Origin of the sequence: Sphaerisporangium sp. NPDC051011 (assembly GCF_040653595.1) — a bacterium.
Taxonomy (GTDB): Bacteria; Actinomycetota; Actinomycetes; order Streptosporangiales; family Streptosporangiaceae; genus Sphaerisporangium.
In genome coordinates this window covers 213,368-225,883 of the sequence record NZ_JBFAGG010000002.1, presented here as the reverse complement: position 1 = coordinate 225,883, position 12,516 = coordinate 213,368, and the positions used below count along the sequence as shown (strand labels likewise).

Here is a 12,516-nt window from a genome sequence, read left to right as displayed (position 1 = left end):
ATCTAGCTAGCCGCCTTCTCCAGCTTCTCGCGGGCCTCGCTGCGCGCGCGGATCGCCGTCCACGCGGCCTCGGCGGCCTGCTGCTCGGCTTCCTTCTTGCTGCGGCCCGCGCCCGAGCCGTACTCCTGGCCGCCCACCCGGACGACCGCGGTGAACGACTTGGCGTGGTCGGGACCGCTCTCGTCCACGTGGTACTCGGGGACGCCGAGCATCTCGGAGGCCGTCAGCTCCTGCAGCGAGGTCTTCCAGTCCAGGCCCGCGCCGAGCGACGCCGAGCGGACGATCAGCGGGTCGAACAGCAGGTGGACCACGCGGAACGCCTCGTCCAGGCCCTTGTCGACGTACACGGCGCCGATCAGCGCCTCCAGGGTGTCGGCGAGGATCGAGGACTTGTCACGGCCGCCCGTGCCCTCCTCGCCTCGGCCGAGGCGCATGAAGCGGCCGAGGTCCAGCGTGCGGGCGACGTCGGCGAGCGCGCGCATGTTGACCACCGCGGCCCGCAGCTTGGCGAGCTGCCCCTCGGGCAGGTCGGGGTGACCCCGGAACAGCGTGTCGGTGACCACCAGGCCCAGCACGGAGTCGCCCAGGAACTCCAGGCGCTCGTTGGTGGGCAGGCCACCGTTCTCGTAGGCGTACGAGCGGTGCGTCAGCGCCCGCTCCAAAAGGGAATCATCCAGCCGGACGGCGAGGACGTTGAACAGCTCGTCCCTCGCGATCTCTACGGCGACCGGCTTACCACCTGCGGCCACGTCTCCTCCTCGGACGGTTTCTCCGGCCGTCACGCAGCACGTCACGACCTTGGTCGCGATGGCGGATAACGCGGGAAGTGCCCGAAAACGTGGTGGACGCCGGGAGATTGCGGCAACCCCGGCGCCCACCACGGCCGCGGGCGAACCGCCACCGCACGCCTTCACGGCGGACGGTCATGGGCCGGATGACGTCGCATCCGGCCGCATCACCGGCCACCGCATGGGCGTGATCAGGCCGACGGTTCGATGACCTGACGGCGGTTGTAGGTGCCGCAGGTCGGGCAGACGACGTGCTGCAGCTTCGGCGACCGGCACTGGTTACAGCTCACGAGCGCGGGCGCGGCGGTCTTCCACTGCGCGCGGCGGGCGCGGGTGTTGCTGCGCGACATCTTCCGCTTGGGGACGGCCACGTCAACCCTCCTGGTTTTTCTGGTCGTTTCCGTTCTGACTTTGCAAACTCCGCAGCGCCGCCCAGCGGGCGTCGACCTTCTCATGCCCGTGGTCAAGGCCGGCCTCGGCCAGCTTGGCCCCGCACTCCACGCACAACCCGGGGCAGTCTTCACCGCACACCGGGCTCAGCGGCAGTGCGAGCACCACCGCGTCGCGGAACGTCGGTTCCAGGTCGAGAAGCTCGCCATCGAGGAGCAGGTCGTCCTCGGCGGCGTCCTCCGCGGAGTAGAAGAAGAGCTCCTGGAACCCGACCTCGATCTCCGAGTTCAGGGGATCCAGACAGCGCGAGCATTCTCCGCTGAGCGGAGCCGTCGCCGTGCCCGTCACGAGCACGCCTTCCATCACCGCCTCGAGCCGCATGCGCAGCTCGATCTCGGCGCCCTTGAGGACGCCGATCATGCCGACGGAAAGGTTCGCCGGTGCCGGGAGCGCACGGGAGATCTCACGCATAGATCCCGGTCGTCGCCCCAGATCGTGAGTGGAAATCACCCAAGGGGCTCGGGGGTCGAGGCTATGCAGCGTCTTCCTGCTCTCTTGAGGCATGGCGAATCCCCGCCGTCGTACAAGGCCGATTAGAAAGGATACCAGGACTCAGCCGCGTAGCCGCTCGACGAGCATCTTGCGAACGAGCTCGGGCACGAGCCCGGAGATGTCCCCGCCATAGCGGGCGATCTCCTTCAGCCTGCTCGACGACAGGAACGAGTATTCCGGATTGGTCGACATGAACAACGTCTCGACACCCGACATCCGGTAGTTGAGCTGGGCCATCTGCAACTCGTAGTCGAAGTCGCTGACCGCGCGCAGCCCCTTCACGATCGTCGGGATGCCCTGCTGCTTGCAGAAGTCGACCAGCAGCCCGTGGAACTTCTCCACCCGCACGTTGCCGTACTCGCGGGTGACCGCCTCCAGCGTCTGGATACGCTCGTCGACGGTGAACAGGCTCTTCTTCTCGACGTTGATCAACACCGCGACGACGACCTCGTCGTAGAGCCGGGACGTCCGGCCGATGATGTCGAGATGGCCGTTGGTGACGGGATCGAAGGACCCCGGGCAGACGACACGACGCAAGGCTTACCCCCCAGTTTCACTGGTTCCCGGCGGCGCGACCGTACCAAACGGACGCTTCACCATATCGACGGACCCTCTCCTCTTCGAACCCCGAAGGCCAGATCAGATCCTTCCCGCGTGACTCGCGCTCCACCGCGACCAGGGCGTCCTCGGCGAGCCATCCGTTGTCGCGCAGCCGCTCGAGAACCTCCTGGACGGCCTCGTCGGTGACCGCGTACGGAGGGTCGGCGAACACGAAGTCGTACGGCTCCGGGCACGCGCCGGCCACCACCCGCTCCACCTTGTCACCCGTCACCACGGCCCCGGTCATGCCCAGCGCCGCGATGTTCGCCCGGATCGTCCGGATCGCCTTGGTGTCGTTCTCCACCAGCAGCGCGTGCGCCGCCCCACGCGACAGCGCCTCCAGGCCGACCGCGCCCGACCCGGCGTACAGGTCGAGCACCCGCGCGCCGTCCAGCGGGCCCAGCAGCGAGCCTACGGTCGAGAACAGGCCCTCCCGGGCGCGGTCGCTGGTCGGCCGCGTGCCGCGCCCCGGCGGGACGGAGATGCGCCGCCCACCGGCGGTCCCTGCGATGACTCGGGTCACCTGCCCATTCTCTCCGCCCCACGCGTGCGGCGAGTCCTCAGGTCAAGAGTGGCCAAGTGTCGGCGACGAATGCGCAAGGGTCGTTCCCCCGGGCCCCCCGAGCCCACATGATGAGTTCTGCGGCCTTCATGGTGACCCAGGGGAAGGCCGACCGGCGTGATCGTGAGCCCTTCCGCGCGCCGGTGCCCTCGGCACCTGACCCGAGGGTGGGCCCAGCCGGGGACGGCATTCGGGGGGAGGCCGTCCCAAGGCTGGGCCCTGGGTCATTTTTCGTTTCGGGGCCCCGGCCCGTCCCGTTTCGGGTCCCCGGCCCTGCCCGCCAAGCCCGCGAAATCCGTCCTCGACCGCGAGGACGTGCGTGTCAGCACAGGACGGTCGGCTGGTCCCGCGCCTGTTCCGGGTCGATGATCATCGGGTCCACCTCAGGCGAGGAGGGCCTCAGGTCTTTTCGAGGTAGTCGGAGCGGGTGTCGGTGAGGAGGCGGTCCAGCTCGGTCTTCAGCGGTTCGTGGGCTTCGAGTGTCGGGTCGGCGGCGAGCAGGGCGGTGGCCTCCTCGCGGGCGGATCTGATGATCTCTTCGTCGCGCAGGAGCTGGAGCATCTTCAGGGAGGACCGGCGGCCGGACTGGGCCGCGCCGAGCACGTCGCCCTCGCGGCGCTGTTCCAGGTCGACGCGGGAGAGCTCGAAGCCGTCGAGGGTGGCGGCCACCGCCTCGAGCCGGCCGCGCGCGGGGGTGTCCGGCGGGAAGTCGGTGACGAGCAGGCACAGACCGGGCAGCCCGCCCCGGCCGACACGGCCGCGGAGCTGGTGGAGCTGGGAGACGCCGAACCGGTCGGCGTCCATGATGACCATGACCGAGGAGTTCGGGACGTCGACGCCGACCTCGATCACGGTGGTGGCCACCAGCACGTCGATCTCGCCCCGCGTGAACGCGCGCATGATCGCGTCCTTCTCTTCGGGGGCCAGCCGCCCGTGCAGGGCCTCGACGCGGAGCCCGGCCAGCGGGCCGCCGGCGAGCATGGGGGCGACCTCCATGACCGCGAGGGGCGGCCGCCGTTCGTCGCCCCCGCGCTCGTCGCCGCCGAAGTCGCCGTCGAGGTCTCCCTCGTCGCCTTCCAGGTCGCCGATGCGGGGACACACGATGTACGCCTGCCGCCCGAGGCCGACCTCCTCGCGGATGCGGCCCCACGTGCGGTCGAGGTAGTGAGGCTTGTCGGCGGCGGGCACGACGTGGGTGGTGATCGGCGCGCGCCCGGAGGGGAGCTGGCTGAGGGTCGAGACCTCCAGATCGCCGAACACCGTCATGGCGACCGTACGCGGGATCGGGGTGGCGGTCATGACCAGCACGTGGGGACGCCCTCCCCCGGCCTTCTCGCGCAGCGCGTCACGCTGCTCGACGCCGAAGCGGTGCTGCTCGTCGACGACGACCAGGCCGAGGTCGGCGAACTGGACGTGCTCCTGGAGCAGGGCGTGGGTGCCGACGATGATGCCGGCCGCTCCGGAGGCGGCGTCCAGCAGCGCCGCGCGCCGCCCGGCCGCGCCCATCGACCCGGTGAGCAGGGTGACGGCCGTGCCGCCGAACATGCCGCCGGTGGCGAGGTCGCCGAGCATGCGGGTGATCGACCGGTGGTGCTGCTGGGCGAGCACTTCGGTGGGGGCGAGCAGCACGGCCTGCCCGCCGGCGTCGACGACCTGGAGCATCGCGCGCAGGGCCACGACGGTCTTGCCCGCGCCGACCTCGCCCTGGAGCAGGCGGTGCATGGGGTGGGCGCGCGCGAGCTCGGCGGCGATCTGGTCGCCCACCTCGACCTGGCCGTCGGTGAGCTTGAACGGGAGACGCCCGTCGAAGTCGGCGAGCAGTCCGTCGTCGCGACGGGGCCTCGGGGTGGCGGGCCACGCGGCCGCCGCCAGCCGCCGCCGCGCGAGCACGGCCTGCAGGGTGAACGCCTCGTCGAACTTGAGCCGCTTGCGGGCCCGCGTCACGTCCTGCTGGTCGCGCGGCCGGTGGACGGCCTCCAGCGCGTCGGCGAGGCCGGCCAGGCGATGGCGGGCGCGGACCTCGGAGGGCAGCGGGTCGGGCAGGGGGCCGAGCGTGTCGAGCACGACGCCGATCGCGCGGCGGATCACCCAGGACGAGATGCCGCCCGCGGCCGGGTAGATGGGCACCGGCGCGGCGGCGAACTCGGCGGCGGAGGCCTCGGTCTCTTCGAACGGCTCGAACTCGGGGTGGTTGAGCTGCCACTTGCCGGTGTCGCCGCGCCCGAATCGCCCGACCTTGCCGGAGAACATCGCGCGGGTGCCCGGCTGCAGCCTGCCCTCGACGACGTGCGAGACCCTGCCGAAGAAGGACAGATAGATCTTGTTGCGCCTGCCGTCGACGACCTCGACCTCCAGCCACGTGCCGGAGCGGTTGCGCATGGGCTTGCGCATCAGGCGGGAGACCTCGCCCACCACGGTGACGTGCTCGTCCACCTCGAGGGCGTCGAGCGTGGTCAGCTCGCCCCGCTCGGCGTACCGCCGGGGGTAGTGGCGCAGCAGATCGCCGACCGTGGTGATGTTGAGCGAGCTTTCCAGGGGCTTGGCCGTCTTGGGGTCAAGCGCCTTGATGAGCGGCTCGTCGAAACGCGTCACGTCAACCAGTTCTACCGCCCCGGGCCGACAAGAACGGCCGTCCGGCGCCACGTGGTCCGTGGCCGGTCACTGGACTCCGATGAGCAGCGGATAGCGGCCCTGGCCGCCCTCGTAGACGGCCACCTCCACGGCCACCCAGACGTGCCCGTGGCGGGTGTGCCCGGCGGCGTCGGTCATCGCGACCGCGTCGTCGTCGAAGCGGCGCGGAGGGACGGGGCGGAAGGGCGGGCGGGGTGGCGGGTCTTGGGGGTTGCTCTGGCCGGGTTGTGGGGCGCGGGGATGGCGGGGATGCGCTACGGTTGGTGGTACGAGATTATCCCCGTTCGCCGCTTCCCTCGTTTCGCGTGCCGGTGGTGGCATCGGATACCCTCGTGTAGCTAGCCGGTTGTCCCGGCGTGCCCGACCACCGCTTCTACCTCGGTTTCGGGCCTATCGACTGATCTAAGGAGCGATGACCGTGGCTTCCGTCTGCGACGTTTGCGGCAAGGGGCCGATCTTCGGCAACAACATCTCGCACTCGCACCGCCGCACCCGCCGCCGCTGGAACCCCAACATCCAGCGTGTGCGCGCCATGGTGGGCAGCACGCCGAAGCGGCTGAACGTGTGCACCTCCTGCATCAAGGCCGGTAAGGTCACCCGCTGACCCTGGCTTTCCGCTCGGCCCGTCGTCCTCTCGCAGGCGGCGGGCCGTCGTCGTTCACGGCCGCCTCAGGGCGTGGCGCGGGACGGGATGGGTAGCTTCTCTCTCGTGCTGAATCCGCCCATTCGCCTGAGCGTGAACGCCTCCACAGGCCAGAAGGTCACCGTGTCGGTCATCGGGCTGATCTTCCTCGGCGTGCTCGGCGGCATCGCCGGCGTCGCGGCCCTCGCTCTCAGAACGACCGAGCCCGGCTTCGCCGCCGACGGGTTCACGGGGTCGCCGTTCGACCCCGACGGGAGCGGATTCCCCTCGACGGCGATCAAGGGGCTGTTCCTCGTGGCCGCCGCGCTGATCGTCGGCTGCCTGGTGACCATGGTGCTCGGCACGTACCGGCGGCAGGCGATCCTCAACGGCACCGTCCTGGAGGTCCGGGACCTGCTGGGCACGCGCAGGGCCGACCTCGCGAAGTCCCGGGTGTGGATCGACTCCGAGCCGGAGTACGTCAGGAACCCGCACGGCGAGGGGAACATCCCCACCGGGCGCCGAGTCCCCCACCTGATGGCCGAGGACCCGCTGAGCGGCCGAAAGGTGCGGCTGCGCCTGCACAGCATGGCCCGCACCCTGCTGCCGCCGCACGAGCTGAACGCCCTCGCCGAGGCCGTGGAGTCCGGGTCCGGCTCGCGTCCCGACGCGGACGCCTCGCAGGCGGCCAGGACGGCGACGATGCTGCGCCGCCTGGCCGACGACCCGATCGCCCGCCTGCTCTAGGAGCCGGCGGCCCGTTCCCGGCGCCAGCGCCAGGCGTGGTCGACGGGGCCTATGCCCGCGCCCAGCGGGAACCCGTGCGCGATCGCCCCGGTGACGTACTGCTTGGCCTTGCCCACCGCCCCGGGGACGTCCTCGCCGAGCGCGAGGTGGGAGGCGATGGCCGAGGCCAGCGTGCAGCCGGTGCCGTGGGTGTGCCGGTTGTCGTGCCGCTCGGCGCGGAACCGGAACTCGCGCGTGCCGTCGGTGAGCAGGTCGACCGGCGGGCCCGGCAGGTGGCCGCCCTTGATCAGCACCCACGCGGGCCCGAGCGCCAGCACGGCCTCGGCGGCGGGGCGCAGGCCGTCCTCGTCCTCGACCTTCACCGAGGTGAGCTGCTCGACCTCCCACAGGTTGGGGGTGACGACGGTGGCGACGGGCAACAGGCGGTCCTTGACGACGTCCACCGCCTCGGGGTCGAGGAGCGGGTCGCCGTGCTTGGAGACGCCCACGGGGTCGACGACGACGGGCGCGTCCACGCCGGCCAGCACCTCGGAGACCACCGTGACGAGCCGCGGGGACGCCAGCATGCCCGTCTTGACGGCCTGGGCGCCGATGTCGCCGAGCACGGAGTCGAGCTGGGCCCGCACGGCCTCGGGCGGCAGTTCCCAGTAACCCTGGACGCCGACGGAGTTCTGGGCGGTCACGGCGGCGATCACGCTCATGCCGTGGACGCCGAGCGCGAGCATCGTCTTCAGATCGGCCTGGATGCCCGCGCCTCCGCCGGAGTCGGACCCTGCGATCGTCAGCACACGGGGAGGAGTCACGCGTCCATCAAACCAGGCGCGCGGCAGCGGCACGTCCCGGGACCGCCGCCGGGCTCAGCGGCCGGTGTCCCGCCGGATCCGCGTGGTGCTCGCGTCCACGCTGATCTGGCACTTGCCCTCGGCGAGCCCGCAACTGGCGGGGAGGGTCGCGTCGCCGTCGGCGGTGAAGGAGATGACGGTGGACTCGTTCACGCCCAGCCGACCGGGCGAGGTGAGCACCAGCGTGGCGCCGTCCTGCTCCCAGGTGACGCCACGCGCGGCGGTGACGACCCCGCCGACGGGCACCCGCAGCGTCCAGCCGTCCAGCGCCGGGCCGGTGTTGACGACCGAGAGCCTGCCGGTGTAGCCGGTGTCGCTGAGGTCGTCGACGCCGAAGGCGACGGCGACGCGGCCGGGTGCCGTCTGGCTGCCGCCGTCGGACATCGGGCTCGCCTGGGGCGACTGCTGGGGCTGCGTGGGCTGCGCGGTGGTGGACGGCTCGGCGGAGCTCACGGGGTCGGGGTCGTGCGCCTGGGGGTTCTCCGGGCCTCCGTTCATGTTCTGCTTGGGGCTGGGGTCGGACTCGGGGGTGTTCCGGTTCGTCGCACTGGGCTTCGGGGTCGGGGTCGCGCGGGTGTGCCGGGGGGTGGGGCGCGCGGAGGGGGTGGCGCGCCGCCGCGTGTCCTGCGTCGCCGTCGGGTCCGCCGAGTCCTCCGGGGACGCCGTCTCGTCGGGCGGGGCCGAGTCCGTGGCGGACGGATCGGCCGAAGCCGCGTCTTCCTCGCCGGTCCCGCCGCCGGGCGTGGGGTCGGCCTGAGCCACGGACGCGCAGGTCCGGCCCTGGGGGCACCCCGGGGTGGTGGTCATGTTGATCTGGCTGGACGAGAGCTTCACGCCGATGACGGTGGCGGTGACGGCCATCACGACGGCGACGGCGGACAGGACGGCGACGGTGCGTCCCCGGCCTCCCTTTCGCTCCTCGGTGCCGGTGTGGCGGTCCGCCCGCCTCGCGCGCCGCCGGCCGGGCTCGGCGCCGCGACGCCCCGGCTCGTCCTCGGGGGCGCGGCCGACCCGCAGGATCGTGCCCGTGTGCGGGTACGTGCCGGTGTCGGCGGACGGCTCCGTCCGCGTCTCACCGGCCTCGGGGAACGGCCCGACGGCCCTCATCTGCCCGGTGTGCGGGAACGCCTCCCCCGCCTCAGGGTAGGTGCCCACGGCCCGCATCTGCCCCGTGTGGGGAAAGGCCTCGCCCGATTCGGGGAAGGACCCGACCGCCTGCATCTGACCCGTGTGCGGGAACGCGTCCGTGGGCTCGGGGAAGGACCCCACGGCCTGGAACTGGCCCGTGTGGGGAAAGGCCTCGCCCGCCTCGGGGAAGGACCCGACCGCCCGCATCTGACCCGTGTGCGGGAACGCGTCCGTGGGCTCGGGGAAGGACCCCACGGCCTGGAACTGGCCCGTGTGAGGGAAGGGGCCGGTGTCAGGTGGCGGAAACTGTGAGCCCGTGGGATCGGTGACCGGCGATGGGCGCTCCCAGGCGCGCGGCCAGGGAGCGGCGGCCGACTCGGCGGACGTCGCGGGCGGCGCGGGGTCCGCGGGAAGGGCGGGGTCGTTCAGCCACTCCTGGGTGCCGCGCTCGTCGTCCCAGCTCGAATCATCGTGCTCGTCCCACCCATCACCGGCCCCCCGGCCTCGGCGTCCGCGTCCCATGAAGCGCCTTCCTCGAAAAATAGCAGCGCCCCACTTCATAACACCTTTAACACTTCTATGTCACAATATTCACGATATTCGTGGCTCTCACCTGCGGTCACACGCCCCGGGGAGCGGCCCGTCACGACCGGAAGTGGTCCCACCCTCCGTACGCCTCCTCATGGCCCCTGACCTGCACGCCTTTCCCCTCGGCGATCCTTCCGACGACGCGCCACTCCGCGGGCAGCGGCACCTCGGCGGGGAAGACCGCCGCGAGCGCGTGATCTTCGCCACCCGTGAGGATCCACCGCAGCGGGTCCTCCCCCAGCTCGGCCGCGGCCGCGGCCAGCGGCTCGTCCAGGGGGAAGGCGTCCGGGTCGATCTCGACGCACACGCCGCTCGCCTCCGCGATATGGCCGACGTCCTGCAACAACCCGTCGCTGACGTCCAGCATCGCGGTGGCGCCGAGCGCGGCGGCGGCGGGACCGCAGGCGTACGGCGGGCTGGGGCGCCGGTGCGCGTCCTCCAGTTCGGCGAACCGCTCGGAGGTCCCCGCGCGGCCCGCGAGGAACAGCGCCAGGCCCGCCGCCGCGCGCCCGAGCCGCCCGGCCACGGCGAGCACCTGCCTCGGCTGCGCGCCCGACCGGGTGACGGGCGGGCGTCCGCCCAGGTCGCCGAGGGCGGTCACGGCGACCACGACCTGCTCGGAGCGGACGATGTCGCCCCCGGCGACGCTCACGCCGATGGGCGCGCACTCGTCCCTGAACCCGTCGGTCAGGCCGTCGAGCCACTCCGTCGGCAGGTCTCCGGGCAGTCCGAGACCCACGACCAGGGCGGTCGGGGCGGCGCCCATAGCGGCGACGTCGGCGAGGTTCTGCGCCGCCGCCTTCCTGCCGACGTCGTACGGGCTGGACCAATCGCGGCGGAAGTGCCTACCCTCGAGTAGGAGATCCGTCGTCACGACCATGCGCCCATCGGGAGCACGAACGACCGCGGCGTCATCGCCGGGACCGAGCAATACCGCCGGAAATTGAGGCAAGCGTCCGACAATACGTGCAATGATCCCGAATTCACCAAGATCTGCGACTGTGATAGCACACCTCCAGGTGTGTTCCATGTACGGTGGCGAGTCGGCACTGATCTAGATACGGCATTGACACGATAGACAGCAGCGAGCTTCGCCCCCGCCGGGAGGACGTGATGGTGCACGCTTACATCCTTATCCAGACAGAAGTTGGCAAGGCCGCCGAGGTCGCGGGGGCGATCAAGGTGATCCAGGGTGTGACCCAGGCGGAGGACGTCACCGGCCCATACGATGTGATCGTCCGCGCCGAGGCCAACAACGTGGACGAACTCGGCAAGCTCGTGGTCGCCCAGATTCAGGCGGTCGAGGGAATCACGCGTACTCTTACCTGTCCGATCGTCCATATCTGAGCGACTTCATCCGGGGGTGACCGTGGTACGAGCCGTCGCCGCCGTCGCGGCCCTGGCTCTGCTGCTGACGGGGCTGCTGGCGGGGTGCGGCGGAGCCGTCCGGGTCGACCCTCCGGCTCCCGAGGGGGAGACGGCCGTGGCCTGCGCCGCCATGGTGAAAGGCCTCCCCTCCACTCTGGACGGCGCGGAGCGCGTCCCGTCCGAGCCCGCCTCGCCGTACGTCGCGGTGTGGGGCTCGGGGGAGATCGCGCTCCGCTGCGGCGTCCCGCGGCCCGCCGCGATGGACCCGATGCAGCAGATCCCCGAGATCGACGGCGTGCCGTGGTTCGCCGACCCGGTCAGGCCGTCGCTGTTCACCGCCATCTCCCCCCGCGGCTACGTCGAGGTGACGATCTCCCGGGCGCACCAGGCGGCGGTGGTGCTGCTCGACCTGGCCTCCCCGGTCAAGACGGCCTTCCCGCCCGCCGGCACGGGCTCACCACCCACCTGAGCCGCCCACCTGAGCCCACCCCACCTGCGTCCGCCTCGCACGAGGAGCCGCCGGTGAGCCGGCCGTCCGAGCGTCACCGCAGGCCCGCGGGCCGGTCGAGCGCCAGCCGGATCAGCCGGTCGACCAGCTCGGGGTACGACACGCCGGAGGCCGCCCACAACTGCGGGGCCACAGACACCGCCGTGAACCCGGGCATCGTGTTGATCTCGTTGACGATCAGCCGCCCGTCCGGGGTGTAGAAGAAGTCGACGCGGGACAGCCCCTCGCAGCCGAGAGCCTCGAAGGCCCGGACGGCCATCTGCCGCAGCTCCTCGCTCGCCGCCGCCGGGATGTCGGCGGGCACCGCGAGCGACATGTCCGACCCGATGTACTTGGCCGAGAAATCGAAGAACTCGTGGTTCTCGTTGACCAGCACCTCGCCGGGCAGGCTCGCGGCGGGCGGCTCGTCCCCCAGGGACTCCAGGACGGCGCACTCGATCTCGCGCCCGACGATCGCGGCCTCCACCAGCACCTTCGGGTCGTGCTCGCGCGCGTACTCGACCGCCCGCTCCAGCTCGCCGGCGTCCCCGGCCCGCGAGATGCCCTGGCTGGACCCGGCGCGGGACGGCTTGACGAACACCGGCCAGCCGAGGTCCTCGACGTCCTTGAGGACACGGTCGCGGTCCAGCCGCCAGTCGCGGTCGCGCACCACGACGTACGGCCCGACGGGGAGCCCGGCGGCGGCCAGCAGCGTCTTCATGTACGCCTTGTCCATGCCGACCGCGCTCGCCAGCACGCCCGAGCCGACGTAGCGGACGCCGGCCATCTCCAGCAGGCCCTGGATGGTGCCGTCCTCGCCGTACGCGCCGTGCAGCATCGGGAAGACGACGTCGACCTCGCCGAGCGAGCCCGGGATCCGTCCCGGGTCGAGCGTCACGAGTTGCCCGGTGCCCGACGGCAGCGCGAGGGCCGTGCCGCCGCCGTCGACCGAGGGCAGTTCGCCGCCCTCGATCGCGAAGCTCTGGTCCTCCGAGGCCAGCACCCACCGGCCGTCCGGGGCGATGCCGATGGGCACGACGTCGTACTTGGACCGGTCGATGGCGTCGAGGACGCTGCCGGCGCCCATGAGGGACACCGCGTGCTCGGAGTTGCGACCGCCGAAGACGACCGCCACGCGCACGCGCGGCCGGGATGGCTGCTGGTGGTTCATGATTCCCGAATCTACCTTGCGCCCCTGTCGTCACCGCTTG

14 protein-coding genes are annotated in these 12,516 nt (G+C 71.7%); 4 read left to right on the top strand and 10 right to left on the bottom strand.

The annotated features are described in order from the left end of the window. Positions 1 to 2: 2 nt before the first annotated feature. The 6 genes from rnc to recG all read right to left on the bottom strand — a co-directional run bounded on the left by rnc (position 3) and on the right by recG (position 5,484). Positions 3 to 716, bottom strand: coding sequence for a ribonuclease III (gene rnc / locus AB0H21_RS05170; protein WP_358513019.1), 714 nt, complete (start codon positions 714 to 716; stop codon positions 3 to 5). 263 nt (positions 717 to 979) lie between these two features. Next, positions 980 to 1,159 (bottom strand): 50S ribosomal protein L32, encoded by a 180-nt coding sequence (rpmF, locus tag AB0H21_RS05165; protein ID WP_358511951.1) that lies wholly within the window; start codon positions 1,157 to 1,159, stop codon positions 980 to 982. 1 nt (position 1,160) lies between these two features. Beyond that, complete coding sequence (locus AB0H21_RS05160; RefSeq protein WP_358511948.1) at positions 1,161 to 1,742, bottom strand: DUF177 domain-containing protein; 582 nt, start codon at positions 1,740 to 1,742, stop codon at positions 1,161 to 1,163. 48 nt (positions 1,743 to 1,790) lie between these two features. Further along, positions 1,791 to 2,267 (bottom strand): pantetheine-phosphate adenylyltransferase, encoded by a 477-nt coding sequence (gene coaD, locus AB0H21_RS05155; RefSeq protein ID WP_358511945.1) that lies wholly within the window; start codon positions 2,265 to 2,267, stop codon positions 1,791 to 1,793. A gap of 16 nt (positions 2,268 to 2,283) precedes the next feature. Beyond that, positions 2,284 to 2,853, bottom strand: a complete 570-nt coding sequence (rsmD, locus tag AB0H21_RS05150) for a 16S rRNA (guanine(966)-N(2))-methyltransferase RsmD (RefSeq protein ID WP_358511942.1) — start codon at positions 2,851 to 2,853, stop codon at positions 2,284 to 2,286. A gap of 438 nt (positions 2,854 to 3,291) precedes the next feature. Beyond that, positions 3,292 to 5,484: an ATP-dependent DNA helicase RecG gene (gene recG / locus AB0H21_RS05145; RefSeq protein WP_358511939.1), complete on the bottom strand. Its 2,193-nt coding sequence runs from the start codon at positions 5,482 to 5,484 to the stop codon at positions 3,292 to 3,294. Positions 5,485 to 5,941: 457 nt separating this feature from the next. Here recG and rpmB point away from each other — a divergent pair, with 457 nt between their 5' ends. After that, positions 5,942 to 6,127: a 50S ribosomal protein L28 gene (gene rpmB / locus AB0H21_RS05140; protein WP_114028028.1), complete on the top strand. Its 186-nt coding sequence runs from the start codon at positions 5,942 to 5,944 to the stop codon at positions 6,125 to 6,127. Between the two features lie 105 nt (positions 6,128 to 6,232). Then, on the top strand, positions 6,233 to 6,892 hold the full coding sequence (locus tag AB0H21_RS05135) for a hypothetical protein (protein WP_358511936.1): 660 nt from the start codon (positions 6,233 to 6,235) through the stop codon (positions 6,890 to 6,892). Here the strand turns inward: AB0H21_RS05135 and thiD are convergent. From thiD to AB0H21_RS05120, 3 genes are all read right to left on the bottom strand, one after another. Then, on the bottom strand, positions 6,889 to 7,695 hold the full coding sequence (gene thiD / locus AB0H21_RS05130) for a bifunctional hydroxymethylpyrimidine kinase/phosphomethylpyrimidine kinase (protein WP_358511933.1): 807 nt from the start codon (positions 7,693 to 7,695) through the stop codon (positions 6,889 to 6,891). The two genes, AB0H21_RS05135 and thiD, sit on opposite strands and share 4 nt — an antisense overlap. 54 nt (positions 7,696 to 7,749) lie before the next feature. After that, positions 7,750 to 9,384 carry a hypothetical protein gene (locus AB0H21_RS05125; protein WP_358511930.1) on the bottom strand — a complete coding sequence of 545 codons (1,635 nt, stop codon included), beginning with the start codon at positions 9,382 to 9,384 and terminating at the stop codon, positions 7,750 to 7,752. Positions 9,385 to 9,505: 121 nt separating this feature from the next. Then, entirely contained in the window at positions 9,506 to 10,480 is a 975-nt protein-coding gene (locus AB0H21_RS05120; RefSeq protein ID WP_358511927.1) for a thiamine-phosphate kinase, read from the bottom strand. An 83-nt stretch (positions 10,481 to 10,563) separates the two neighbouring features. On the opposite strand from AB0H21_RS05120, the gene AB0H21_RS05115 reads away from it, so the two are divergent. After that, positions 10,564 to 10,797 (top strand): Lrp/AsnC ligand binding domain-containing protein, encoded by a 234-nt coding sequence (locus AB0H21_RS05115; RefSeq protein WP_114028029.1) that lies wholly within the window; start codon positions 10,564 to 10,566, stop codon positions 10,795 to 10,797. A 16-nt stretch (positions 10,798 to 10,813) separates the two neighbouring features. Beyond that, on the top strand, positions 10,814 to 11,287 hold the full coding sequence (locus AB0H21_RS05110; RefSeq protein WP_358511923.1) for a DUF3515 family protein: 474 nt from the start codon (positions 10,814 to 10,816) through the stop codon (positions 11,285 to 11,287). A 73-nt stretch (positions 11,288 to 11,360) separates the two neighbouring features. On the opposite strand, the gene AB0H21_RS05105 is transcribed toward AB0H21_RS05110, so the two are convergent. After that, positions 11,361 to 12,476 (bottom strand): D-alanine--D-alanine ligase family protein, encoded by a 1,116-nt coding sequence (locus AB0H21_RS05105; RefSeq protein ID WP_358511921.1) that lies wholly within the window; start codon positions 12,474 to 12,476, stop codon positions 11,361 to 11,363. Positions 12,477 to 12,516: the final 40 nt, after the last annotated feature.